Annotated in this window: 19 protein-coding genes; 11 read left to right on the top strand and 8 right to left on the bottom strand. The window is 72.3% G+C overall.

Going from position 1 to position 23,622, the window contains the following annotated elements:
- Nucleotides 1-136: 136 nt before the first annotated feature.
- Nucleotides 137-3,334 carry a tetratricopeptide repeat protein gene (locus Q5694_RS11155; RefSeq protein WP_333932479.1) on the bottom strand — a complete coding sequence of 1,066 codons (3,198 nt, stop codon included), beginning with the start codon at nt 3,332-3,334 and terminating at the stop codon, nt 137-139.
- 156 nt (nt 3,335-3,490) lie between these two features.
- On the opposite strand from Q5694_RS11155, the gene Q5694_RS11150 reads away from it, so the two are divergent.
- From Q5694_RS11150 to Q5694_RS11130, 5 genes are all read left to right on the top strand, one after another.
- Nucleotides 3,491-5,524, top strand: a complete 2,034-nt coding sequence (locus tag Q5694_RS11150) for a thioredoxin domain-containing protein (RefSeq protein WP_333932478.1) — start codon at nt 3,491-3,493, stop codon at nt 5,522-5,524.
- A 146-nt stretch (nt 5,525-5,670) separates the two neighbouring features.
- Nucleotides 5,671-6,954: a glycosyltransferase gene (locus tag Q5694_RS11145; protein WP_333932477.1), complete on the top strand. Its 1,284-nt coding sequence runs from the start codon at nt 5,671-5,673 to the stop codon at nt 6,952-6,954.
- Nucleotides 6,951-8,600: an ArnT family glycosyltransferase gene (locus Q5694_RS11140; protein ID WP_333932476.1), complete on the top strand. Its 1,650-nt coding sequence runs from the start codon at nt 6,951-6,953 to the stop codon at nt 8,598-8,600. Before Q5694_RS11145 ends, Q5694_RS11140 begins: the two co-directional genes overlap by 4 nt.
- The gene (locus Q5694_RS11135) at nt 8,597-9,790 is read left to right on the top strand and encodes a glycosyltransferase family 2 protein (protein ID WP_333932475.1); all 1,194 of its coding nucleotides are present in this window, start codon (nt 8,597-8,599) and stop codon (nt 9,788-9,790) included. The genes Q5694_RS11140 and Q5694_RS11135 overlap by 4 nt, the downstream gene beginning before the upstream one ends.
- On the top strand, nt 9,787-12,192 hold the full coding sequence (locus Q5694_RS11130; RefSeq protein ID WP_333932474.1) for a galactose oxidase-like domain-containing protein: 2,406 nt from the start codon (nt 9,787-9,789) through the stop codon (nt 12,190-12,192). Before Q5694_RS11135 ends, Q5694_RS11130 begins: the two co-directional genes overlap by 4 nt.
- A 73-nt stretch (nt 12,193-12,265) precedes the next feature.
- On the opposite strand, the gene Q5694_RS11125 is transcribed toward Q5694_RS11130, so the two are convergent.
- The 3 genes from Q5694_RS11125 to trhA form a co-directional block, all read right to left on the bottom strand.
- Complete coding sequence (locus Q5694_RS11125) at nt 12,266-13,006, bottom strand: Mut7-C RNAse domain-containing protein (RefSeq protein WP_333932472.1); 741 nt, start codon at nt 13,004-13,006, stop codon at nt 12,266-12,268.
- Between the two features lie 240 nt (nt 13,007-13,246).
- A complete protein-coding gene (locus Q5694_RS11120; RefSeq protein ID WP_333932471.1) occupies nt 13,247-13,435 on the bottom strand; it encodes a hypothetical protein in 189 nt (62 codons plus the stop codon).
- A gap of 50 nt (nt 13,436-13,485) precedes the next feature.
- On the bottom strand, nt 13,486-14,199 hold the full coding sequence (trhA, locus tag Q5694_RS11115) for a PAQR family membrane homeostasis protein TrhA (protein ID WP_333932470.1): 714 nt from the start codon (nt 14,197-14,199) through the stop codon (nt 13,486-13,488).
- Nucleotides 14,200-14,524: 325 nt separating this feature from the next.
- On the opposite strand from trhA, the gene Q5694_RS11110 reads away from it, so the two are divergent.
- Nucleotides 14,525-16,354, top strand: a complete 1,830-nt coding sequence (locus tag Q5694_RS11110; protein WP_333932469.1) for a phosphoenolpyruvate carboxykinase (GTP) — start codon at nt 14,525-14,527, stop codon at nt 16,352-16,354.
- A gap of 203 nt (nt 16,355-16,557) precedes the next feature.
- Here the strand turns inward: Q5694_RS11110 and Q5694_RS11105 are convergent, their stop codons facing one another.
- Nucleotides 16,558-16,995: an ATP-binding protein gene (locus Q5694_RS11105; RefSeq protein ID WP_333932927.1), complete on the bottom strand. Its 438-nt coding sequence runs from the start codon at nt 16,993-16,995 to the stop codon at nt 16,558-16,560.
- Nucleotides 16,995-17,204 (bottom strand): hypothetical protein, encoded by a 210-nt coding sequence (locus Q5694_RS11100; protein ID WP_333932468.1) that lies wholly within the window; start codon nt 17,202-17,204, stop codon nt 16,995-16,997. The genes Q5694_RS11105 and Q5694_RS11100 overlap by 1 nt, the downstream gene beginning before the upstream one ends.
- A 158-nt stretch (nt 17,205-17,362) precedes the next feature.
- Here Q5694_RS11100 and Q5694_RS11095 point away from each other — a divergent pair, with 158 nt between their 5' ends.
- The 3 genes from Q5694_RS11095 (at nt 17,363) to Q5694_RS11085 (ending at nt 19,628) form a co-directional block, all read left to right on the top strand.
- On the top strand, nt 17,363-18,217 hold the full coding sequence (locus Q5694_RS11095) for a helix-turn-helix domain-containing protein (protein WP_333932467.1): 855 nt from the start codon (nt 17,363-17,365) through the stop codon (nt 18,215-18,217).
- Entirely contained in the window at nt 18,198-18,488 is a 291-nt protein-coding gene (locus Q5694_RS11090; RefSeq protein WP_333932465.1) for a DUF397 domain-containing protein, read from the top strand. Before Q5694_RS11095 ends, Q5694_RS11090 begins: the two co-directional genes overlap by 20 nt.
- A 111-nt stretch (nt 18,489-18,599) precedes the next feature.
- Nucleotides 18,600-19,628: a hypothetical protein gene (locus Q5694_RS11085; RefSeq protein ID WP_333932464.1), complete on the top strand. Its 1,029-nt coding sequence runs from the start codon at nt 18,600-18,602 to the stop codon at nt 19,626-19,628.
- 253 nt (nt 19,629-19,881) lie between these two features.
- Here Q5694_RS11085 and Q5694_RS11080 read toward each other — a convergent pair whose 3' ends face one another.
- On the bottom strand, nt 19,882-20,304 hold the full coding sequence (locus Q5694_RS11080) for an SCO4983 family protein (RefSeq protein WP_333932463.1): 423 nt from the start codon (nt 20,302-20,304) through the stop codon (nt 19,882-19,884).
- A 153-nt stretch (nt 20,305-20,457) separates the two neighbouring features.
- Entirely contained in the window at nt 20,458-21,669 is a 1,212-nt protein-coding gene (locus tag Q5694_RS11075; protein ID WP_333932462.1) for a pyridoxal phosphate-dependent aminotransferase, read from the bottom strand.
- 433 nt (nt 21,670-22,102) lie between these two features.
- Between Q5694_RS11075 and Q5694_RS11070 the strand changes: the two genes are divergently transcribed.
- Together Q5694_RS11070 and Q5694_RS11065 are read left to right on the top strand one after the other, a co-directional pair.
- Complete coding sequence (locus tag Q5694_RS11070; RefSeq protein WP_333932461.1) at nt 22,103-22,510, top strand: hypothetical protein; 408 nt, start codon at nt 22,103-22,105, stop codon at nt 22,508-22,510.
- A gap of 161 nt (nt 22,511-22,671) precedes the next feature.
- Entirely contained in the window at nt 22,672-23,598 is a 927-nt protein-coding gene (locus tag Q5694_RS11065) for a S1 family peptidase (RefSeq protein WP_333932460.1), read from the top strand.
- Nucleotides 23,599-23,622: the final 24 nt, after the last annotated feature.

Here is a 23,622-nt window from a genome sequence, read left to right as displayed (position 1 = left end):
GGTTCGAGGGTGCGCGGTGCCGCCCGTGTTCGCCGGGTCTTCCGCGCCGCCGGGGTTCGAGGACGCGCCTGCGCTGCCCGTGACCGCCGGGCCTCCTGCGCCACCCGGGGGCAAGGGCGCACTCGCGCGCCCCGTCTCACGCCCGGGACCGCACCGGCACCCCCATCACCTCGCGCGCGTGCCTGCTGGGCGTCATGCCGAGGGTCCAGGCCTGCCAGCCCGCCTCCAGGCTCACTCCGCGTTCCAGCAGCAGGGCCCACGCGCCGGCGCAGTCGTCGAGCTTCTCGTCCCGCAGCGGGTGGTCCGCGCGGGACAACCGGGACAACTCCTCCTGGGCCACCGCCGTACCGACCTCCACACCGCCCGGCGCCGCGTACGGCAGCAGCGTGCAGCGCAGGAAGCGCGCCCAGTCCTCACCCCGCCGGTCACCGTACGACGCGAACAGCGCTGCCGCCTCGTCGCACAGGGCCAGCGCCTGCCGCGTGCGGCCGTTGCCCGCGTCCACCACCGCCAGCTCCAGACACGTCCACGCCTCCCCGTGGGCCACACCGATGCGCTGGAAGTCCGCGCGGGCGTCGACCAGCAGCTGCCGGGCGAAGCCGGAGTTGCGCAGCGAACCCGTCTGCGCGGCCCGCTGGTCGCGGGTGACGCGCGCCGAGTGGTGGCGGGCGCAGGCCAGGCCGTACACGTCCCGCATCCGGGAGAACATCGTCCGCGAACGCTCCAGCTCCCGCACCGCCCGGTCCAGATCGCCCGTCTCCTCCAGCGCCTGACCCAGGTAGTACAGGGTCCACGCCTCACCGCGCGCGTCCTCGTTGTCCCGGTGCCGTGCCGCCGCGCCCCGCAGTTCCTCCACCGCCTGCGACGCCTCACCCGAGACCAGCAGCACCCGGGCCAGCTGCGTCAGCGCCCACGCCTCACCGCGCGCGTCACGGGTGCGCCGGTACAGCTCCAGCGCCGCCCGCAGCTCCGCCTCCGCCCGGGCGACGTCCCCCATGCGCAGACCCAGCTGACCCAACTGGAAGTGCGCCCACGCCTGGCCGTGCACCGACTCGCCCCGGCGGTGCAGCACCAGCGACTCCGTGAGCAGCTCCAGCGCCTCACCCAGCCGCGCCCGGTCCCGCTCCACCGCCGCGAGCGCGTGCATCGTCCACGCCCGGTCCGTCGCCAGCTCGGGCGAGGACTGCAGGGCCAGCGCCTCGCGCAGCTTCTGCGACGCCTCCGTCAGATTCCCCTGGTGGTGCAGCGTGATGCCCAGGGAGCACAGCGCCCGGGCCGCCCCCGCGTCGTGATGGGCCTCCCGGTACAGGTCGACCACCGAGGCGAGCGTCGTACGGGCCTTGTCCAGCTCGCCCAGCTGCCGGGCCGCGATGCCCGTGCGCCACTGCACCGAGCGGACCAGCAGACCCTCGTCCACCGCCTGCGCCAGCTCGCTGATCTCGCCCAGCCGGTAGAGATCGCCGCGCAGCAGGCAGTAGTCGCACAGCGCGCCCAGCAGGTTCAGCACCGCCCCCCGGTCCACGCCCTCGCTGTGCCGCAACGCCGCCGTGATGAAGCTCGACTCGTCGTCCAGCCAGCGCAGCGCCTCGTCGAGGGAGGTGAAACCGTACGGGCTGAAACGGTTGGTGCGCGTCGACATGTTGCCGTCGACCATGCGCAGCACCGAGTCGGCCAGCTCCGCGTAGTTCACGATCAGCCGCTCCTGCGCCGCCGCGCGCTCGGCCGGGTCCTCCTCGTCCATCAGGCGGGCCCGGGCGAAGGAACGGACCAGGTCGTGCAGCCGGTAGCGGTCCCCGCGCACCGGGTCGATCAGGCCCGCGCGGGACAGGGCCCGCAGCTGACGCGTCGCCTCCGCCTCGTCCGTGGCCAGCAGCGCGGCCGCCGCCGCGGCCCCCAGTGAGGCCCGGCCCGCCAGGGCCAGCCGGCGCAGCAGCCGGCGCACCGTCTCCGCCTGGTCGGTGTAGCGCAGCCACAGGGCCCGCTCCACCGGCTCCACCGGCCCGTACGCCGCCAGGTCCGCGGCCAGCGCCCGCGGGGAACGCGGACCGAGCCCCGAGCCCGCGATCCGCAGCGCCAGCGGCAGCCCCCCGCACAGCTCCCGCACCCGGTCCGCCGACTCCGCGTCGTACGGCTCGGACCGGTCCTCCGCCGCCGCGCCCAGCAGCTCCTCCGCGCCGGCGGCGTCCAGCGGCTCCACCGCCAGCCGGTGCACCCGCGCCGGCAGGTCCGCCGGTTCCAGCGGCTCCCGCGCGGTCACCAGCACCAGGCTGTCGGACCGCTCCGGGACCAGCGCGCGGATCTGCCCGGCGTCCGAGGCGTCGTCCAGGACGATCGTCACCGGCACGCCCGTCAGATGCTGGTGGTACAGCTCGGCCAGCCGCCTGACCTGCTGGTCGGGGGAGGAACGCTCACGGAACAGCAACTGCTCGCGCGGCGCTCCCAGCCGGTTCAGCAGGTGCAGCAGCGCGTCACGCGTGGACAGCGGCGACCCGCTCGGGCCCTCCGCGCGCAGGTCGACGACGCAGGCGCCGCGGAAGTAGTCCTTCAGCTCGTGCGCGGCGGCCACCGCGAGGGCCGTCCGGCCGCTGCCGGGCGCGCCGTGCAGGATCACCACGGTCGCCCGGGTCTCCGTGCTCGCCCGCGCCGCCTGCACCCACTGCCGGATCCGCGCCAGCTCACGCCGCCGCCCCGCGAACGGTTCCACCGCCCGCGGCAACTGCGCGAACGACTGCGCCAGCACGTTGCGCCCGCGGGCCGCCGCGCTCTTGTCCGCGCCCCGCAGCCGCGGCCCCGCCTTCTTCGGGCCGGTGGACGCGGCGAGCATCCGCTGCTGGTCCAGGTACGGCCGGATGCCCCGCACCTCCAGCGCCGTCAGCCACTGCAGCCGCAACTGCTCCACCCCACCGGGCTGGTGCACCGCGCCGGCCCGGCGGTGCGCGGCCGGCACGTGCGAGCCGGCCACCTTCGCGACGGTCGCCGCCGCGCCCACCACCGCCACCGTCGCGCCCGCGCCCAGGGCCGTCCCCGTGCCCGTGCCCAGGGCCAGGTCCGCGACGACCGCCGCCACCGCAGCCGCCCCCGCCACCAGCAGCGGTGTCCCCGCCCCCTCCCGGGCGTAGCGCTGCCCGAAGGTCAGCTGACCGGCCGCGGCCTCGTCCAGGGCGCGCGTGTACGCCTCGTACTCCTCGGAGGCGCTGCGCGCCATCTCGTCGAGCGCCGCGCGCGCCCGGGCCAGCAGCACGCCGCCGTCGGTGCGCCCGCCGGAGCGCCGCACCTCCTCCTCCACGGCCCGGACCAACAACCGCTCGGCCTCCCCCCGATGACCGTCCCGCATGTCACGTCCCCCTCCGGTGGCAACGGTGTTCACGTCAAGTGTGCTGTGCCCCGCACACCCTGGGGAGAGGGCACGGTGATCCCGGGTCCCGCACATCGACCGCGCCCCGGGACGCCTGCCGGGTGACACGCGGGGTACTGCGGCAGGATGGACACCATGCCGAACCGACTGGCGCACGAGACGTCCCCCTACCTTCTGCAGCACGCCGACAACCCCGTCGACTGGTGGCCCTGGTCGGAGGAGGCGTTCGAAGAGGCGCGCAGGCGGGACGTGCCCGTGCTGCTCAGCGTCGGGTACAGCAGCTGTCACTGGTGCCATGTGATGGCGCACGAATCGTTCGAGGACCGGCAGACCGCCGAGTACCTCAACGACCACTACGTCAGCGTGAAGGTCGACCGCGAAGAGCGCCCCGATGTCGATGCCGTCTACATGGAGGCCGTGCAGGCCGCGACCGGGCACGGTGGGTGGCCCATGACCGTGTTCCTGACGCCCGGGGCCGAGCCGTTCTACTTCGGTACGTACTTCCCGCCCGAGCCCCGGCAGGGCATGCCCTCGTTCCGGCAGGTGCTGCAGGGCGTGAGCCAGGCGTGGCAGGAGCGGCGGGACGAGGTCACCGAGGTGGCCGGGAAGATCGTGCGGGACCTGGCGGGGCGGGAGATCTCGTACGGGGACGTGCGGACGCCGGGGGAGCAGGAGCTGGCGCAGGCGCTGCTCGGGCTGACCCGGGAGTACGACCCGCAGCGCGGCGGGTTCGGCGGGGCGCCGAAGTTCCCGCCGTCGATGGTGCTGGAGTTCCTGCTGCGCCACCACGCCCGCACCGGAGCCGAGGGCGCCCTGCAGATGGCGGCCGACACCTGCGAGCGGATGGCCCGGGGCGGCATCTACGACCAGCTCGGCGGCGGTTTCGCCCGCTACTCGGTCGACCGTGACTGGGTCGTGCCGCACTTCGAGAAGATGCTGTACGACAACGCCCTGCTGTGCCGCGTGTACGCGCACCTCTGGCGCGCCACCGGCTCGGAGCTGGCCCGGCGGGTCGCGTTGGAGACGGCCGACTTCATGGTGCGCGAACTGCGCACGAACGAGGGCGGGTTCGCCTCCGCGCTGGACGCCGACAGCGACGACGGCACCGGCAGGCACGTCGAGGGCGCGTACTACGTGTGGACGCCGGGGCAGTTGCGCGAGGTGCTGGGCGAGCAGGACGCCGAGGTCGCCGTCCGGTACTTCGGCGTGACCGAGGAGGGCACCTTCGAGCACGGGCAGTCCGTGCTGCAACTGCCCGTGCAGGACGGGCTGTTCGACGCGGAGCGGATCGCCTCGATCCGTCAGCGGTTGCTCGCGGCGCGGGCGGAGCGTCCCGCGCCCGGCCGGGACGACAAGGTCGTCGCCGCGTGGAACGGGCTCGCGATCGCCGCGCTGGCCGAGACGGGCGCCTACTTCGACCGGCCGGACCTGATCGAGGCCGCCGTGGCCGCCGCCGATCTCCTGGTGCGGCTGCATTTGGACGAGCAGGCGCGTCTCACGCGCACCAGCAAGGACGGTCACGCGGGCGCCAACGCCGGTGTCCTGGAGGACTACGCCGACGTGGCGGAGGGGTTCCTGGCGCTGGCGTCGGTCACCGGGGAGGGGGTGTGGCTGGAGTTCGCCGGGTTCCTGCTCGACCACGTTTTGGCCCGTTTCGCCGACCCGGAGTCGGGTGCGCTGTTCGACACCGCCGCCGACGCCGAGCGGCTGATCCGCCGGCCGCAGGACCCGACCGACAACGCCACGCCGTCCGGCTGGAGTGCGGCGGCGGGCGCGCTGCTGAGCTACGCGGCGCACACCGGTTCCGCGCCGCACCGCACGGCCGCGGAGAAGGCCCTGGGGGTGGTGAAGGCGCTGGGTCCGCGGGTGCCCCGGTTCACCGGCTGGGGGCTGGCCGTCGCGGAAGCCGTGCTGGACGGTCCGCGCGAGGTGGCGATCGTGGGGCCGTCGCTGGACGACGCGGGCACGAGGGCCCTGCATCGCACGGCACTCCTGGGAACGGCGCCGGGGGCGGTCGTCGCCGTGGGCGTCCCGGACAGTGACGAGTTCCCGCTGCTCGGCGACCGTCCGCTGGTGGGTGGTGAACCGTCCGCCTACGTCTGCCGTAACTTCACATGTGACGCACCGACGACGGACGTTGAACGGTTGCGTGCGGTGCTGAGCGACTGAAGTCGGGAATCAACGGAAACACGCTCTTTATCGGAACAGCCCCCGGGCTTCACAGTTCCCCCCTAATCTCTGCACGGTGACGTGACGGGAGAGGGCCGCATCGGCACGCCGTCACGACGGGGGCTCAGGGATCTGGGGGGATCTGCTTGCTGACGTCTGTCTTCATCGCTGCCGTTTCACTGGCACTGTTCTGGATGGCCGCGTTCACCCTGTGGTGGCAGATGCACGCCTGGCGCACGCCGGAGGTGCTCGCCTCCACGCGGTTCAGCAGCCCGGACGGGGACGAGCACGTCTCGTTCTCGCTGCTGCTGCCCGCACGGCACGAACAGGCGGTGCTCGACCACACGATCCAGCGGCTGCTGGAGTCGAGCCACACCGACTTCGAGATCATCGTGATCGTCGGGCACGACGACCCAGAGACCACCGCCGTGGCCGAGCGGGCCGCCGCGCGCGACCCGCGGGTCCGGGTCGTCGTCGACACCCACGAGAAGAAGAACAAGCCGAAGGCCATGAACACGGCGCTGCCGCACTGCCGCGGCGACGTCGTCGGCGTGTTCGACGCGGAGGACCAGGTCCATCCCGAGCTCCTCGCGCACGTCGACCACGCCTTCCGCACCACCGGCGCCGACGTCGTGCAGGGCGGGGTCCAGCTCATCAACTTCCACTCCAGCTGGTACAGCCTGCGCAACTGCCTGGAGTACTTCTTCTGGTTCCGCTCGCGGCTCCACCTGCACGCGCAGAAAGGTTTCATTCCGCTCGGCGGCAACACGGTGTTCGTCCGCACCCACGTCCTGCGGCAGGCGGACGGCTGGGACCCGGACTGCCTCGCCGAGGACTGCGACCTGGGGGTGCGCCTGTCCAGCGTCGGCAAAAAGGTCGTCGTCGCCTACGACTCCGACATGGTGACCCGCGAGGAGACCCCGGGTTCGCTGATGTCGCTGCTGAAGCAGCGCACCCGCTGGAACCAGGGCTTCCTCCAGGTGTACCGGAAGAAGGACTGGAAGCAGCTGCCCACCCTCGGACAGCGCCTCCTGGCCCGCTACACCCTGATGACGCCGTTCATGCAGGCCTTCACGGGCCTGATCATCCCGCTCAACGTGGCGATCGCGCTCTTCCTCGACGTGCCCGTCGGCATCGCCTTCATCACCTTCCTGCCGGCCGTCACCGCCCTGGTGACCTTCGTCTTCGAGATCGTCGGACTGCACGACTTCGGCAGGCAGTACGGGCTGCGCGTGCGGTTCGTGCACTACCTGAAGCTGGTCCTGGGCGGGCCCTTCTACCAGGTCCTGCTCGCCGGTGCGGCCCTGCGCGCGGTCTGGCGCGAGCAGCGCGGCCGCAACGACTGGGAGCTGACCAGCCATGTCGGGGCGCACCTCGACGAGACGGCCGTGACCCGGCAGGACGCGACCCGAGAGGACGTTCCGGCGTGACCTCCACCCTTCCCGCGGCGGCCACTGCGAGGGTCCCCGCGCAGCGCCGGCCCGTGCCCGGCACCGGTACCCACCGTCGTCCCGAGCCGCCGCGCCGGCTGCGCTCCTCACGGCCCGACCTGCTCCTGTGCGGCGTGCTGCTCCTGGCGATCCTCGTCGTGCAGGGCTGGAACATCGCCGACTACCCGGCCCTCAGCGACGACGAGGGGACCTACCTCGCCCAGGCCTGGTCGGTGCAGCAGGGCAACGGCCTGGCCCACTACACCTACTGGTACGACCACCCGCCGCTGGGCTGGATCCAGCTCGCCGTGCTGACCTGGATCCCCGCCCTGATCAGCCCCGAGTCGATGACGGTGGGCACCATGCGGGCCGCGATGCTGGTGATCAGCGGCATCAGCGCGGTCCTGGTCTACGTGCTGGGCCGCCGGCTGGCCCTGCCCCGCTGGGCGGCCGGGCTGGGGATGGCGCTGTTCGGCCTGTCACCGCTGTCGGTGGTGCTCCAGCGCGAGATCTTCCTCGACAACCTGGCGGTGATGTGGACGCTGCTGGCGTTCACCCTGGCCGCCTCCCCGAGCCGCCACCTGTGGCACCACTTCGGCGCGGGCATCGCGGCGGCCACGGCCGTGCTGACCAAGGAGACGATGCTCGTCGTCCTGCCGGCCCTGTTCCTCACCATGTGGCGGCACAGCCACCGCGACACCCGGAAGTTCGCCCTCACCGGCGCCGTGACGGCCTGCGCGCTGATCGGCTTCTCCTACCCGCTGTTCGCCCTGCTCAAGGGCGAGTTGCTGCCGGGCGCCGGGCACGTCTCCCTCTGGGACGGCGTCAGGTACCAGATGACCCGGCCCGGTTCCGGCTTCATCCTCGACCGGGGCTCGGGCTCCTGGGGCGTGCTCCGGTCGTGGCTGTACTACGACAGGATCCTGCCCCTCGGCGGCCTCGCCGGCGCCCTGCTGCTCCTGGTCACCTGGCGCTGGTCGGTCACCGCCCGCGCCCTGGCCGGACCGGCCCTGGCCGTCGCGATCCTCGCCGCGCTCGCCCTGCGCCCCAACGGCTACCTGCCCGCGATGTACGTCATCCAGGCCCTGCCCTTCCTCGCCCTGGTCCTGGCCGGTGGAACCGCCTCCGTCGCCCACGCGGTCCTCAGGCGACGTCGCTCCGAGGCGGAGAAACGCCACGTCAGCGTGGGCCGCTACGCGCTCGCCACCGTCCTCGCCCTGGCCGCCGGCGCCTACGTCGTGCCCCGCTGGTACGACGGCGCGCACACGGCCGTCACCACCGACGCCAACGCCCCCTACGAGGCCGCCTCGAAGTGGCTGGCCACCGAGGTCGAGAACCCGCGGCGCACGCGCGTGCTGGTCGACGACGCCCTCTGGCTGGACCTGGTGCACCAGGGCTACCGGCCCGGGCTCGGCGTCATCTGGTTCTACAAGGCCGACCTCGACCCGGCGGTGACGAAGACGATGCCGCGCGGCTGGAAGGACCTGGACTACGTGGTCGCCTCACCCACCGTGCGGCGGGACGCGGCCGACCTGCCCAACGTCAGGGCCGCCATGGAGCACTCGGACCCGGTCGCCACCTTCGGCACCGGCGAGGACCGCATCGAGATCCGCCGCATCCACACGTCCGCCGGAGGCGCGCGATGAGCCAGGAGTACACCGCCCCCCGTGAGGTCGTCGAGACGGCCGAGGTCCCCGAACCGGGCGCCGTCACCATCGTCGTCCCGACGTTCAACGAGTCGGCGAACGTACGGCGGTTGCTGCGCCTGATCACCGAGTCGGTGCCGGCCCGGCTGCCCTGCGAGGTGGTGTTCGTCGACGACTCCACCGACGACACGCCCGCGGTCATCGAGGAGGCGGCGCAGGACTGCCCGTTCCCGGTGACGGTGCTGCACCGCGAGGAACCGGCCGGCGGGCTCGGGGGCGCGGTCGTCGAAGGGCTGAAGGCGGCCACGTCCGACTGGATCGTCGTCATGGACGGCGACTGCCAGCATCCGCCGTCCCTCGTGCCCGACCTGGTCGCCACCGGCGAACGGGCCAACGCGGGACTGGTGGTGGCCTCCCGGTACAGCAAGGGCGGCAGCCGCGCCGGGCTCGCGGGCGGCTACCGCATCGCCGTCTCGCGCGGGGCGACCTGGCTGACCAAGGCGCTGTTCCCGCGGCGGCTGCACGGCATCAGCGATCCGATGAGCGGCTTCTTCGCGATCCGCCGCAGCGCGGTCACCGCCGAGGTCCTCCAGCCGCTCGGCTACAAGATCCTCCTCGAACTCGCCGTGCGCAGCCGCCCCCGCACGGTCACCGAGGTGCCGTTCGTCTTCCAGGACCGGTTCGCGGGGGAGTCGAAGTCGACCGCACAGGAGGGCCTGCGTTTCCTCCGCCACCTGGCCGGGCTGCGCGCCGCCTCACCGGCCGCGCGGATGGTGGGCTTCGGCCTGATCGGACTGACCGGGTTCCTGCCGAACCTGCTCGGCCTGTGGGCGCTGACCTCGCTCGGTATGCACTACGTACCGGCGGAGATCCTCGCCAACCAGCTCGGTGTCGCCTGGAACTTCCTGCTCATCGAGCACCTGCTGTTCCGCGAGCGGCGCCGGCACCGGCGCTGGTGGGACCGGGCCGGGCGGTTCGCGCTGCTCGCCAACGCCGACCTGGGCTTGCGCATCCCGCTGATCGCCCTGTTCGTGCACCGGCTGCACCTGGGCGTGCTGTCCGCCACCGCGCTCGCGCTGGTGACGACGTTCGTCCTGCGCTTCGCGGCGACCGAAGCGCTGGTCTACCTGCCGCGCCGGGGGCGTGAGAAGCCCGCGCGCGACGGCCGCACCGCAAGGAGAGCCGCGTGAACCTCCGTCGCAGAACGACCGCACTGCTGTCCGTGGCGGGCCTCACCTCGGGCCTGCTGCTGACCGCACCCCAGACCGCCTCCGCCGCCAACCTGATCAAGAACCCCGGCTTCGAGACCGCCGGGAGCGGTGACATGCCGTACTGCTGGGAGAAGTCCGGCTGGGGCGACAACGACTTCGCCTTCACCACCACCGCCGACGCGCACACCGGCTCCAAGGCCATGAAGGTCGAGCTGACCCGCCGCGTCGACGGCGACCGCAAGGCCCTGATCACCGAGTCCGCCGCGTGCGCGCCGGTGGTGACGCCGGGCGAGCAGTACGACCTCGGTCTCTGGTACAAGACGACGACGCCCGACGCCGCGATCACGCTGTTCCGGCACGACACCACGGCCGGCTGGCAGTACTGGACCGACCTGAAGACGCTGGACCTGGCGGGCGACTGGACCGAGGCGACGGTCCGCACCCCCGAGGTCCCGGCCGGGACCGACCGCATCTCCTGGGGCGTCTCGGTCTACGGCACCGGCTCCGCCACCACGGACGACCACACGATGGACCAGGTCGCCGAACCCGTCCCGCCGCCGGACTGCACGGGCACCGCCGAGCAGTGCGCCAACGGCAGGTGGGACGTGCTGCCCACGCGGAACCCGGTCCGCTCCATGCACTCCGTGGTCCTGCACAACGGCAAGGTGCTGCTGATCGCCGGCTCCGGCAACGACGAGTCGATGTTCGAGGCGGGCACCTTCACCTCGGCCGTCTACGACCCGGCGAACGGCTCCTACAAGATCGTCCCCACGCCGAAGGACATGTTCTGCGCCGGGCACGTCCAGCTCCAGGACGGCCGCGTGCTGGTCATGTCCGGCAACAAGGGCTACCCGACGGCGGACGGCCGGATCGGCTACCAGGGCTACAAGGACTCGTACGTCTTCGACCCGGAGACCGAGACCTACAGCAGGACCAACGACATGAACGACGGCCACTGGTACCCGTCGGCCACGATCCTCGGCAACGGCGACGTCATCTCCTTCGGCGGCCTGCGCGAGGACTCCACCGGCTCGGTCGCCGCCGAGCTGTTCTCCGAGGCCGAGCAGCGGTGGCAGCCGCTGTGGAAGGTCAACCAGACCTGGTCGTACTGGGGCCTGTACCCGTCGATGATCCTCATGCAGGACGGCCGCCTCTTCTACTCCGGCAGCCACGTCTTCGGCAACAACATCCCCGGCACCGGCTCGGCGATCTACGACTACGGCGCCAACACGATCACGCAGGTCCCGGGCCTGCGGAAGAAGGACGAGCGCGACCAGTCGGCCAGCGTGCTGCTGCCCCCGGCGCAGGACCAGAGGGTCCTCACCCTCGGCGGGGGCAACATCGACTCCAACCCCGAGGCCAACCGCCTGACCGACATCATCGACCTCAAGCAGCCGAACCCGTCGTACGTGGCCGGGCCGCCGATCCCGCAGGGCACGGTCGACCTGGGCGACGGGCCCGTCCCGCAGACCGGCGACCAGGGCAAGATGTACGTCTCCGCCGTGCTCCTGCCCGACGGCAAGGTGCTGGAGACGGGCGGCGCCCTGCACAACCGCGCCGACCCGGTCTACGAGACGTCGATCTTCGACCCGGCGACGGAGACCTTCGACCCGGTGGCCGTCGACCCCGAGGCGCGCGGCTACCATTCCTCGGCGTTCCTGCTGCCCGACGGCCGCGTGATGACCACCGGCGACAACCCGGGCAACGGCTCCTGGAACCACGACGTGTCGGTCTACAGCCCGCCCTACCTGTTCAAGGGCCCGCGCCCGCAGATCACGTCGGTCATCGACACCGAGTGGACCTACGGCGACACCCAGCGCATCACCGTCGACCGGCCCATCGCCAAGGCCGAGCTGATCCGCCCGGCCGCCGTCACGCACTCCTCCGACCCGAACCAGCGGTTCGTGGACCTGCCGCTGTCCGTCGACGGCGACAACGTCGACCTGAACGTGACGAGCAACCCCGACCTGGCGCCGCCCGGCTGGTACATGCTCTTCGCGGTCGACGCCAACGGCGTGCCGTCCGTGGCGAAGTGGGTGCACCTGCAGGGCCCGCAGGCCCTGAAGGCGACGGACGCCTCGGCCCACGTCCACGACTTCGCGGCCGCGCCCGGGGGCGAGGTGACGGGCCCGGGCAGGAAGCGCACCGCGCAGAAGGTCAGCCCCACGATCTCCGGCTGCGACCGCCACTACGGCTCGATCAACGTCTGCGTGCCGACCGACTTCCCGGCGGAGGTGGGGAAGACGACGGCGGCCCGCTGCGCGTGGCTCGAGAAGAACGACTACGGCCGTCTGAAGATCAACGGCAAGGACGACCCCCTGGGCCTGGACAGGGACGGGGACGGCGTCGCCTGCGGCAAGCAGGACCTGGGCGAGCGCTGAGGGGGGTGCGTCCCGTCAGGGGCGCGGGGGACCGCGCGACCGGCCACGACGGTCGCGCGGTCCCCCGTGGCGCTCAACCCTCGACGGCGCTCGGACCGAAGCGCGCCGTCGCCCGCTCGACGATGGCCTCCAACTGCTCGTGATGCGCGCCCTTCCAGTAGGCCCGCCCGCACGCACCGCACCGCGCGAACACGTCGTACGTCGCCTGCGTGCCGTGTTCGAGCTGATCGGCGACCTCCTCCTTGGTCGCCTTGCGCAGCAGACCGTTGCAGGCGGTGCAGCGCGTCCAGGGGTGCAGCCCGGGACGGAACCGGTCCAGGACGTCGTCGAGCTGCTCCTCGGGCCGGGTGCTGTACACGAACGCCCCCGCCCACAGCTCGCGCCGGCGCAGCAGCCCCCGGTCGCGGCTCAGCATCACCCGCTGCTCGGCGGCGGACCGGGCGGCCAGTGCCGGGTCGCCGATGTCGGTCGACTCGTAGGCCGTGTCCACGCCGAGCAGCCGCAGCCGGCGGGCCAGCGTGCCGAGGTGGACGTCGAGGAGGAAGCGCAGGGGAGCCCCCGGCACGTTCTGCGGACGGGTGACGGCCCGTACCGCGACCGACTCCCCGGCGACCGGCACGTGCGAGACCGGCACCTCGCGGCCCCCGGCCAGCAGGACGCCCACCTCGGTCAGCGGCACGCCCAGCGACTCGACGACGTGGCCGAGGCTGGAGACGCCGTCGGTGGCGGCCCGCACGATGCCGTCCTTGCGGGCACGGGGGACGAAGACGTGCAGTTCGGGGGCGAACTCGACGTGGATCTCGGGACCGTTCACCCGGTCAGGATGTCACGGGGGCGGGCGGCGGCCCGAGGGTTTTCCGGTCGGCAGGCCGCGCTCCACGACGTCCGGGGCGCGGTCGACGAGCCGGCGGACGTCGTCCCGGTTGACCGGTCTCGGCGCAGCAGGTGCCCGGTGCCGGCCATGCTCTCCGTCATCCGGCAACCGGGTCACCTCGGGCTCCCCGGCGAGGCCGAGGTCGAGGGCCGTGCGCACCCCGTGCCGCAGGGCGTCCGCTCACGGCTCGTCCCGCGGACGGGCCCGCGGCTCCGCCGTCACCGCGTCCCACTCGTCGGCGACGACGATGTCCTCCTCGGCGGGGAAGCGCGGGAGACCCTCGACGGGGACACCTCGGCGCGCTCGGCTCCTCCGCTCCCGCGGCCCCGGCCGGGGGCGGTCGGCGGGGGTGGTGCGTACGGCCGTCACGTACCTCGCTCTCGGGCACCGGCCCGCGGCGCGTCCCCCCGCCGGGACGGTCATCCGTGCTGGTAGGCGACCAGGGAGATGCCCACGTAGTGCGCGATGAAGGCCGCGAGGGTGAAGGAGTGGAACACCTCGTGGAAGCCGAACCAGCGCGGGGACGGGTTGGGCCGCTTGATGCCGTAGACGACACCGCCCGCGCTGTAGAGCACACCGCCGATGACGATCAGCACGAGGACGGCGACGCCGCCGGTGCGCATGAAGTCGGGCAGGTAGAAGACGGCCGCCCAGCCCATGGCGATGTAGCACGGCGTGTAGAGCCAGCGCGGGGCCCCGACCCAGAAGACGCGGAAGAGGATGCCGGCCACCGCCGCCGCCCAGATGCCCCACAGCAGCCACTCACCCTGGGCACCGGGCAGAAGCAGCATGGCCAGCGGCGTGTAGGTGCCCGCGATGATCAGGAAGATGTTGGCGTGGTCCAGCCGGCGCAGGACGCCGTCCATGCGGGGGCTCCAGTCGCCCCGGTGGTACAGCGCGCTGACGCCGAACAGCAGGCACGCCGTCAGTGCGTAGATCCCGCAGGCGATGCGTCCCCTGGTCGAGTCGGCGAGCGCGGTCAGGACGAGGCCCGCGACGAGGGCGGCCGGGAACATGCCCAGGTGGAGCCAGCCGCGGAGCTTGGGCTTCACCGGGTGCGGCAAGTGGAGCGCCTGCGGACCGCTGCCGTCGTCCGGCGTGTCCGTGGGCGCGTCGGGGGCGAACGCAGTCATGGAGAAATGGTAGCTACGGAACCGTAAGTGGCCCATCAGCCGGGTCTTTTCGCCGGTCACCAGTGGTCCGTCTCACCCCGCCCGGTGCGGTGGTCACGCAAACGGACGGTCAGGTGAACGCAACGTGCACGCAAAGCGTGCGCGAGAAACCGTGGCGATCCTCACGTTGCTCACCTGTGCGCTCCTCTGGACAGATGGGCGCTCACGTCGGATGATCAAATGAGTGCGGTCGGCACCGGATGAGCGCCAAGTCATCGACAAGCATCCGGGTCGCAGCCCCCACGGGGCCTCCACAACGACACAAATCCCTCATCTAGGAGCAATCGTGGCGCGCGACATCGCGGCTCCCACCGTCCCCACCACCCATCAGGGACTGATCTCGTGGGTCAACGAGATCGCCGAACTGACGCAGCCGGACAACGTGGTCTGGTGTGACGGATCCGAGGCCGAGTACGAGCGACTGTGCGAGGAGCTCGTCCAGAAGGGCACCTTCCGGAAACTCGACCCGATCAAGCGCCCCCACTCCTACTACGCCGCCTCCGACCCGACCGACGTCGCCCGCGTCGAGGACCGGACCTTCATCTGCTCCGAGAAGGAAGAGGACGCGGGCCCCACCAACCACTGGAAGGCCCCCGCCGAGATGCGGGAGATCTTCCAGGGCTCCGAGGGCGAGGGCGGCCTGTTCCGCGGCTCGATGCGCGGCCGCACCATGTACGTCGTGCCCTTCTGCATGGGTCCGCTCGGCTCGCCGCTGTCCGCGCTCGGCGTCGAGATCACCGACTCGGCCTACGTCGCCGTCTCCATGCGCACGATGACGCGCATGGGCCAGGCCGTCCTCGACGAGCTCGGCTCCGACGGCTTCTTCGTCAAGGCCGTGCACACCCTGGGCGCCCCGCTGGAGCCCGGCCAGGAGGACGTGCCGTGGCCGTGCAACCGGACCAAGTACATCTCGCACTTCCCCGAGGACCGCGAGATCTGGTCCTACGGCTCGGGCTACGGCGGCAACGCCCTGCTCGGCAAGAAGTGCTACGCCCTGCGCATCGCCTCCGTCATGGCCCGTGACGAGGGCTGGCTGGCCGAGCACATGCTCGTCCTCAAGCTGACCCCGCCGCGCGGTGAGGCCAAGTACGTCGCCGCCGCCTTCCCGAGCGCCTGCGGCAAGACCAACCTCGCCATGCTGGAGCCGACCATCCCCGGCTGGACGGTCGAGACCATCGGCGACGACATCGCCTGGATGCGCTTCGGCGAGGACGGCCGCCTCTACGCCATCAACCCCGAGGCCGGCTTCTTCGGCGTCGCGCCCGGCACCGGCGAGCACACCAACGCCAACGCGATGAAGACCCTGTGGGGCAACGCCGTCTTCACCAACGTGGCGCTGACGGACGACGGCGACGTCTGGTGGGAGGGCATGACCGAGGAGCCCCCGGCCCACCTCACGGACTGGAAGGGCAACGACTGGACCCCCGAGTCCGGTACCCCGGCCGCCCACCCCAACGCCCGCTTCACCGTCCCGGCCTCGCAGTGCCCGATCATCGCGCCCGAGTGGGAGGACCCCAAGGGCGTGCCGATCTCGGCGATCCTCTTCGGCGGCCGCCGCGCCACCGCCGTGCCCCTGGTGACGGAGTCCTTCGACTGGAACCACGGCGTCTTCCTCGGCGCCAACGTGGCCTCCGAGAAGACCGCCGCCGCCGAGGGCAAGGTCGGCGAGCTGCGCCGCGACCCCTTCGCCATGCTGCCCTTCTGCGGCTACAACATGGGCGACTACATGGCCCACTGGATCGACGTCGCCAAGGACAAGGACCAGTCCAAGCTGCCGAAGATCTACTACGTCAACTGGTTCCGCAAGGACGACGAGGGCAAGTTCGTCTGGCCCGGCTTCGGTGAGAACAGCCGCGTCCTGAAGTGGATCGTGGAGCGCCTGGACGGCAAGGCCGACGGCGTCGAGACCCCCATCGGCGTCCTGCCGACCAAGGAGGCCCTCGACACCGACGGCCTGGAACTGGCCGAGTCCGACCTGGAGTTCCTGCTCACGGTCGACAAGGAGGTCTGGCGCGAGGAGGCCGCGCTGGTCCCCGAGCACCTCAACACCTTCGGCGAGCACACGCCGAAGGAGCTGTGGGACGAGTACCGCGCGCTGGTGAAGCGCCTGGGCTGAACCCACTCCTGAACTCCGCGGCCGGCTGGAACCGACAGTGCCCTGACCAGCAACATCGTCACGGCCGGCCGCGGGACCGACCGGCGGGGCCCGCACAACGGCGTGCGGGGCACCTGGCCCGTGGCCGCCCTCCGTCCGCCCCGACGGAACCCGGCGGCGACAGGCCCACTCCCGCCCGCTTCGGCGCGGCCCGCCCCGCGGGCTCACGAACGTGCCGATGAAGGACCGAGCGCTCCGGCCGACGCCTTGCGTCGACCGGAGCGCTCGGGCGTTCCCGGAACGCGGACGAGCAGCTCGCACCACACCGTCTTGCGACCGGCCTCCTGCTCCACACCCCACCGCACGGCCAGCGCGTCGAGCAGCGCCAGCCCGCGCCCGGATTCCGCCTCGGCCCTGGCCGCCGCGACCAGGACGGGCAGGGCCCGGGGATCGGGATCGGTGACCCCGACCCGGACGTGTCCGCCCTCCTCCTCCCACACCCGTACCGTCACGGGGACGCCCTCCCCGACGTGCCGGATGACGTTCGTGACCAGCTCGCTCACGCAGAGCTGCACGTCGATCCCGTACGCGCGCAGGGCCCGCCGCACGGCGGACACCTCGGCGGGGGTCGCGAGCAGTTCGAGCGTCACCACCGGCCGCATCACGCCGCACCCTTGCGCAGGGCGGCGGCCAGGGCCTTGGCGGTGAGGAGATTGCAGTGGCCGAGCACGATCAGCGGCCGGGTGGGGCAGCGGGAGGCGAAGGACGGAAGATCGACTCCGAGGGACGGCAGGGTGATGCCGTGCGCGGCGAGCGCGACACGCAGGTCCTCGACGCAGGCGTCGGCTTCCGCTTCGGCAGGGCTGTGCATGGGGGTTCACACCTTCCAGTGCGCTGAGTGACGAACTCCTCACACTGTGACGCCAACCGCCGTACCGTGACAGTCCTTCCGCCTCCCGCTCCCGAACTGCGGCTGCGTGGTGAAGGGGCTGGTAGCGCGCGGTAACGGCACACCAAGGACGGTGAACGATGGGTCAGCGCAAGGACATCGACGGTTCGACGGGCGTCCCGACCTTCTACGGCAGTGAGTTGCGCTGGAAGCGGGAGGAGGCGGGCCTGACCCTCCAGCAACTCGTCGAGGGCAGCTTCTACGGCCCGAGCCACCTCAGCGAGATCGAGCGGGGCACGCGCCGGATGCCGGCGGAACTCGCCGAGCACGTGGACCGGGTGCTGGGCACGGACGGCTTCTTCCGGCGGCGGTGCGAGGACGTGCGACGGGCGAAGCGGCGGGGGCATGCGAGCTACTTCGAGCGGGTGCTGGAGGCGGAGCAGCACGCCGAGTCCATCGAGGAGTGGTGCCCGACGCTGGTGCCGGGGTTGTTGCAGACGGAGGCGTATGCGCGGGCGGTGGTGCGGGCAACGCACCCACTCGCTCCGGACGAGGAAGTAGAGGAGAAGGTGACCGCCAGGCTGGCGCGGGCGCGGCTGTTCGAGGACGGCCACGAGACGCCGGAGTATTGGGTGATCCTGCCCGAGTCGTTGCTGCGACAGCCGATCTTGCCGCCGGAGCGAAGCGCCGAACAGTGGGAGCGCGTCGCGGAACTCGCGCGACGCCGGCGGATCGTTCCCCAAATCCTTCCGTGGAACTGCGGGGCGCATCCGCTGATGCTGGGCTCGGCCATGGTCATGACCTTCCCGGACGCCCCGCCCCTGGCCTACACGGAGGCTCAGTACAGCGGGGACACCATCGACGATCCGGCTCTCGTGAAGCAGTACCGCAAGGCATACGATCGGCTCAGGGCCGCCGCACTGCCCCCGGAGGCGTCCCTCGCCCTGATCGAGCAAGCGGCTGAGGATGGCGGAAATGGCAAGCAACGGGATTGACTTGAGCACAGCCGTCTGGCGCAAGAGCACGTACAGCAACGGAAGTGGCGGCGACTGCCTGGAGGTTGCCGAAGCGTTCCCCGACACGGCCCACTGGCGCAAGAGCACACACAGCAACGGCGACGGCGGCAACTGCCTCGAAGTGTGCGATGCCCACACCTCCGTCGTCCCCGTCCGGGACTCCAAGGTCCCCCACGGCCCGGTCCTCACCATCACGGCCCCGGCCTGGACGTCCTTCGTCACGTCCCTCAAGTCGGCACCCTCGGCCTGAGCCGGCGCCTTCCCCAGGCCTGGGCCGAACAGCACGGCTGCCTCCCACACGGCCCCGGTACTGTCCGTGCAGTGGGACCCGATCGTCTGGCGCCGAGGAGACCTGGGCATCATGGCAACCACCCACTGGCTGGGCGACCCGCCCACGGAGCACGGCCCGCTGACCTGCTGGGCGTTGTCCCGGATCGCCGCGACGGCCGCCGAGGACGCGCGAGTGGACGCGGTGGTTCACATCGCCTTCGCGAAGCGGGAGTTCGAGCCGGATCTCGGGGGACGGTTCGGCTTCGAGACGATGGGCGGACATGCCTCGCCGCGGTCCGGGGGAACGCGGACCTTCCGGCTGGACGGGGTCTCACCCGCCCGGCTCCGGGGGGAGGACTCCGACGAACCGTGGGCCGTGCTGTTCGACCCTGCCCGGCTGATCCGGGGAATCGGGGCGGTGACGCGGGCCGAGCGTGGTGAGGGGTACGTCGCACTCTCCCTGGTTCCGCACCCATCGTTCGCCCACCCGGCCGACGCCTGGTTGCCGCCCGGTGCCCGGGGCCTCGTCGTGCGGCTCGACCCGGGCACCGGTTTTCTGCGGTCCGCCGCGCTGCACGACGACCGCGGTCCCTTGGTCTCGGCTCGGCTCGTTGACCTGCACGTCCGCGACGTGCGGTCGTCGGCTGCGGCGGGGCGGGTGGTGGCGCGGATGGCCAGGACTCTGGTCGAGCCCGTCCGGCTGAGGGCCGCCGTCGCCGTCGAGGCCGACCCGCACGAGGACCTGGCCTTCACGGGCGAGCCGTCGGCCCGGTCCTGGACGGTCTCGTCCGGCGGGCGGGAGCTGACGGTGACCGGGGACTACGCGCCGGACGCGACCAGCCCGTCGGCGGCCCGGCTGGCCGAACTGCTCACCCCGGCCAGGATCGTGTCCCATCTGGCGCACATAACGGCAGTATCGGCGACCTCCGTCCGGGCCGGGGTGCGTCCGCTGCGCACCTTCCCGTGCAGTGCCTGGGCACCGGACGAGAGCCTGGCGTGCGCTTTCACCGTCGATCCGGAGACGGGCGTCCTGATGCGGGCGGAGGCGACGGCGGAGGGGGACGGCCGCGTGATCCTCCGTCACGTCGTCACCGCCCTCGGCGCGCGGCACTCCGGCTGAGCCGGCCGGTTTCGTCGTCCCCCGCCGCGCGTGGTCCCGGCCGTACGCGGCCCCGGTGGGCCGACGGCCGCAGGCGGATCCGGGCGGCCGACGCCCGGGGCGGCCGGGTGATCGCGGCGCGCTTCACCACGGGCGTGAGGGCCGTCGGGTACGGATACCCGACGGCCCTCACGGAGGGGTTCGTGGCGCCCGGTCCGCGCGTCGCTGCGGGTGCGCGCGGACCGGGGCCGTCTTGGGGAGCCCCGAAAGGGGCTCAGCGGGACGCGAGTTCGCGGGGTCCCAGGGCCGCCGTGTGGGCGTCCATGCGCTCGGCGGCCAGGATCGCGGCCGCCGTGTCGGCGCGGGACGCGGCGACGACCAGCGCGCGGCCCGCAAGGGCGTGCGCCCTGCGGTGCAGGGCGGCGGCGCCGCGCTCGCGGCCGGTCGCGCCCAGCGGGGCGCGCACCGGGGCCCGGCCGCCGCGCAGGCGGCCCACCTGCTCGGCGAGCCGTTCCGCCGCGGCGTCCAGGTCGGCCGACGCCTCCCTCGCGCGCAGCTCGTCCGTGACGGCGAGCAGCGCGGCGAGGTGCCCGGCGAGCTGGATGTCCAGCTCCTCCTCACGGGAACGGTGGGGAAAGTCCGGGTTGGGGCCGTCAGCCGTGCTGTGGACCGACTTGGTGCGGATCGGTTCGTACATGGGAGGGCCTCCTGAGTTCAACAGGAAACCATCCTAGCTTAGATTTCGTCTAAAGTTGAGTCATTCACAAAACCGGACTGCCTGCGCACATACGGTGAGCAGGCAGTCGGCGGAAGCGGCGGCGGTCAGGGGCCGGGAATCACGGGCCCGGGGTCAGGGCTGGCTGTAGCCGTCCAGGAAGTGGCCGATCCGGCCCATCGCGTCACGCAGGTCCCCCGCCGTCGGCAGGGTCACCACCCGGAAGTGGTCCGGCTCGGGCCAGTTGAAGCCCGTGCCCTGCACGACCATGATCTTCTCGCGCCGGAGCAGGTCCAGCACCATGCGGCGGTCGTCCTTGATCTTGAAGACCTCCGGGTCCAGACGCGGGAAGAGGTACAACGCCCCCTTCGGCTTCACGCAGCTCACGCCCGGGATCTGGGTCAGCAGCTCGTACGCCACGTCCCGCTGCTCGCGCAGCCGCCCGCCCGGCAGGACCAGGTCGTTGATCGTCTGGCGTCCGCTGAGCGCGGCGACCACGCCGTGCTGGCCCGGCATGTTGGCGCACAGCCGCATGTTCGCCAGGATCGTCAGGCCCTCGATGTAGGAGTCGGCGTGCGCGCGCGGTCCCGAGATCGACATCCACCCGACCCGGTAGCCGGCCACCCGGTACGCCTTCGACATGCCGTTGAAGGTGAGCGTCAGCAGGTCGGGGGCGACCTTGGCGGTCGGGGTGTGCACGGCGTCGTCGTAGAGGATCTTGTCGTAGATCTCGTCGGAGCAGACCAGCAGGTTGTGGCGGCGGGCGATGTCGGTCAGGCCCTTGATCATCGCCTCGTCGTAGACCGCGCCCGTCGGGTTGTTCGGGTTGATGATGACGATCGCCTTGGTGCGGTCGGTGACCTTGCGCTCGACGTCGGCCAGGTCGGGCATCCAGTCGGCCTGCTCGTCGCAGCGGTAGTGGACCGCCGTGCCACCCGAGAGGGAGACGGCAGCCGTCCACAACGGGTAGTCGGGGGCCGGGACGAGCACCTCGTCGCCGTCGTCCAGCAGGCCCTGCATCGCCATCACGATCAGCTCGGAGACGCCGTTGCCGATGAAGACGTGCTCGACGTCGGTCTCGATGCCGAGGGTCTGGTTGTGCATGACGACGGCCCGGCGCGCCGCCAGCAGGCCCTTGGCGTCCCCGTAGCCGTGCGCCGAGGAGACGTTGCGGAGGATGTCCTCCAGGATCTCCGGCGGGCACTCGAAGCCGAACGCGGCCGGATTGCCGGTGTTCAGCTTGAGGATCTTGTGACCGGCCGCTTCCAGCCGCATCGCCTCCTCGAGCACCGGGCCCCGGATCTCGTAACAGACGTTGGCGAGCTTGGTCGACTGGATCACCTGCATGCAGGGAGCTTACGGCCCGGTCATGCCTGACGGGTCGTGTTTTCCGCCACGTGAGACGGGGCGCTTTGGTGGGATATCGCCGCACGCTGTCCCACCAGCACCTTCAGTCCCCGAATGCGCCGCCGTGCCCGAGCGGTTCGAGTACGCCGACGGAGCGAAGGGCGGCGGTCCGCTGGAGCCGCCGCCCGTGTATCTGCCGCAGGGAGCCGCGCGCCCTGCGTACGAGGCGTAAGCGGATCCGGCCGCCGCGCACGGACGGCGGGACGCATACGGCACCGGGGATCCCGACTCGTCCGGGAGGCGTGCCGCCGGCGGCACGCACGCCGGCGAGGGGCTCGACGGTACGGAGCGCACCCGGGAGTCGCCGGCCGCACCGCCCCCGAGCCGTCCGGGCGGGGGGCGCGGGGCCCGGCGCACGCCACGGCGGCGGGCCGTGAGCCGTCCGGCGATCGCCCTGGTCGCCGGGTTCACCCTGAGCGGTTCGTCCTCCGGCGGGTCGCCGGACGGCCGGCGTGGGCGCACGGCTCCGACGGCGGAGGACTTCCCGGCGGCGTCGCCCGCCGGCACCGGCCCGGCGGCGACCGTCCGGGTCCCGCTCGCCGACCCGCTCGCCGATGCGCCGGCGGCGTCCGGCGGGCCGTCGGCCTCCGGGCCCGTCGGTCCGTCCCGCGCCGCGAGTCCGACCCCCTCCGCGTCCGTCGCGGATGACGCGGTGCCGCCGAACGGCGACCTCGCGACCAGCGCCCCGGCGGAGCCCGCGCCCACGGTCACCTCCTCGGCCCCCGGCAGGCCGGGCGGGAAACCGGGGCGCGGCCCGGGCGGGACCGAGGGGCCGAAGTAGCCGACCCGACGGGTCGGTCGGGAAGGGCTGCGGCGGAACATTCGATTCCGGTCGTGGATCGGGTCCTTGTGCGCACCCCTCGCGACGATGAGAATGCACATGACAACAGTGTGGGCGGCCGGAGGTTCTCCGGCCGCCTCCGTCGCAAGAGGGGACCCCCCATGAGAAAACCTCTCGCCGCCGCGTTCCTCGCCCTGGCGATAGCCGGGGCCGGCGCGGCTCCCGCGACCGCCGCCGGCGTCGCCCCCACGGGCGCCGGCAAGGCCGCGGACACGGGCCCGGCCGCGTCCGTCGTGTCGGACGTGGTCGCGTCCGTCGGGCAGACGCTGTCCGGGCCGGCCCGGCCGTCGGCCGGCGCCGTGACCTTCGCGGGCACCGTCGCGCTCAGCAACTGCTCCGGCTCCGTCGTGCGCATGCCGGACTCCGAGAGCGACGACCCGGCGCTGGTGATGACCAACGGCCACTGTCTGGAGTCGGGTTTCCCCGCCCCCGGGCAGGTGCTCGTCGACAGGTCCTCCAGCCGCACGTTCAGCCTGCTCAACGCCTCCGGCTCGCGCGTCGCCACCCTGCGCGCCGCCAAACTCGCCTACGGCACGATGACCGACACGGACGTCGCGCTGTACCAGCTCACCACCACCTACGGGCGCATCAAGAGCTCGTACGGCATCGACGCGCTGACGCTGAACGACGCCCACCCGGTCGCCGGCACCGCCATCAGCATCCCCTCCGGGTACTGGAAGCGGATCTACAGCTGCAGCATCGACGGATTCGTGCCGACCCTCAAGGAGGGCGGCTGGACCTGGAAGGACTCGGTCCGCTACACCTCCGCCTGCACCACCATCGGCGGCACCTCCGGCTCGCCCGTCGTCGACCAGGCCACCAACAGGGTCGTCGCCGTCAACAACACCGGCAACGAGGACGGTGAGCGCTGCACGGTGAACAACCCGTGCGAGGTCGACGCCGACGGCGACGTGACGGTCCGCCAGGGCATCAACTACGCCCAGCAGACCTACGGCATCCCCGCCTGCATCGGCATCGACAGCAAGCTCGACCTGAGCGCGAGCGGCTGCACCCTGCCCAAGCCCTGAGCCCAGGGCAGGGTGCCGGCCGGG

This window comes from Streptomyces sp. AHA2, assembly GCF_036857595.1.
Lineage (GTDB): Bacteria > Actinomycetota > Actinomycetes > Streptomycetales > Streptomycetaceae > Streptomyces.
The sequence above is the reverse complement of the archived record's forward strand: the minus strand, read 5'-3'. Positions and strand labels throughout refer to the sequence as shown.

Coding starts and splice junctions, on each gene's coding strand:
- Q5694_RS11155 (WP_333932479.1), bottom strand. CDS start 3,334: ATGCGGGACGGTCATCGGGGGGAGGCCGAGCGGTTGTTGGTCCGGGCC.
- Q5694_RS11150 (WP_333932478.1), top strand. CDS start 3,491: ATGCCGAACCGACTGGCGCACGAGACGTCCCCCTACCTTCTGCAGCAC.
- Q5694_RS11135 (WP_333932475.1), top strand. CDS start 8,597: ATGAGCCAGGAGTACACCGCCCCCCGTGAGGTCGTCGAGACGGCCGAG.
- trhA (WP_333932470.1), bottom strand. CDS start 14,199: ATGACTGCGTTCGCCCCCGACGCGCCCACGGACACGCCGGACGACGGC.
- Q5694_RS11105 (WP_333932927.1), bottom strand. CDS start 16,995: ATGCGGCCGGTGGTGACGCTCGAACTGCTCGCGACCCCCGCCGAGGTG.
- Q5694_RS11100 (WP_333932468.1), bottom strand. CDS start 17,204: ATGCACAGCCCTGCCGAAGCGGAAGCCGACGCCTGCGTCGAGGACCTG.
- Q5694_RS11095 (WP_333932467.1), top strand. CDS start 17,363: ATGGGTCAGCGCAAGGACATCGACGGTTCGACGGGCGTCCCGACCTTC.
- Q5694_RS11090 (WP_333932465.1), top strand. CDS start 18,198: ATGGCAAGCAACGGGATTGACTTGAGCACAGCCGTCTGGCGCAAGAGC.
- Q5694_RS11085 (WP_333932464.1), top strand. CDS start 18,600: ATGGCAACCACCCACTGGCTGGGCGACCCGCCCACGGAGCACGGCCCG.
- Q5694_RS11080 (WP_333932463.1), bottom strand. CDS start 20,304: ATGTACGAACCGATCCGCACCAAGTCGGTCCACAGCACGGCTGACGGC.
- Q5694_RS11075 (WP_333932462.1), bottom strand. CDS start 21,669: ATGCAGGTGATCCAGTCGACCAAGCTCGCCAACGTCTGTTACGAGATC.
- Q5694_RS11065 (WP_333932460.1), top strand. CDS start 22,672: ATGAGAAAACCTCTCGCCGCCGCGTTCCTCGCCCTGGCGATAGCCGGG.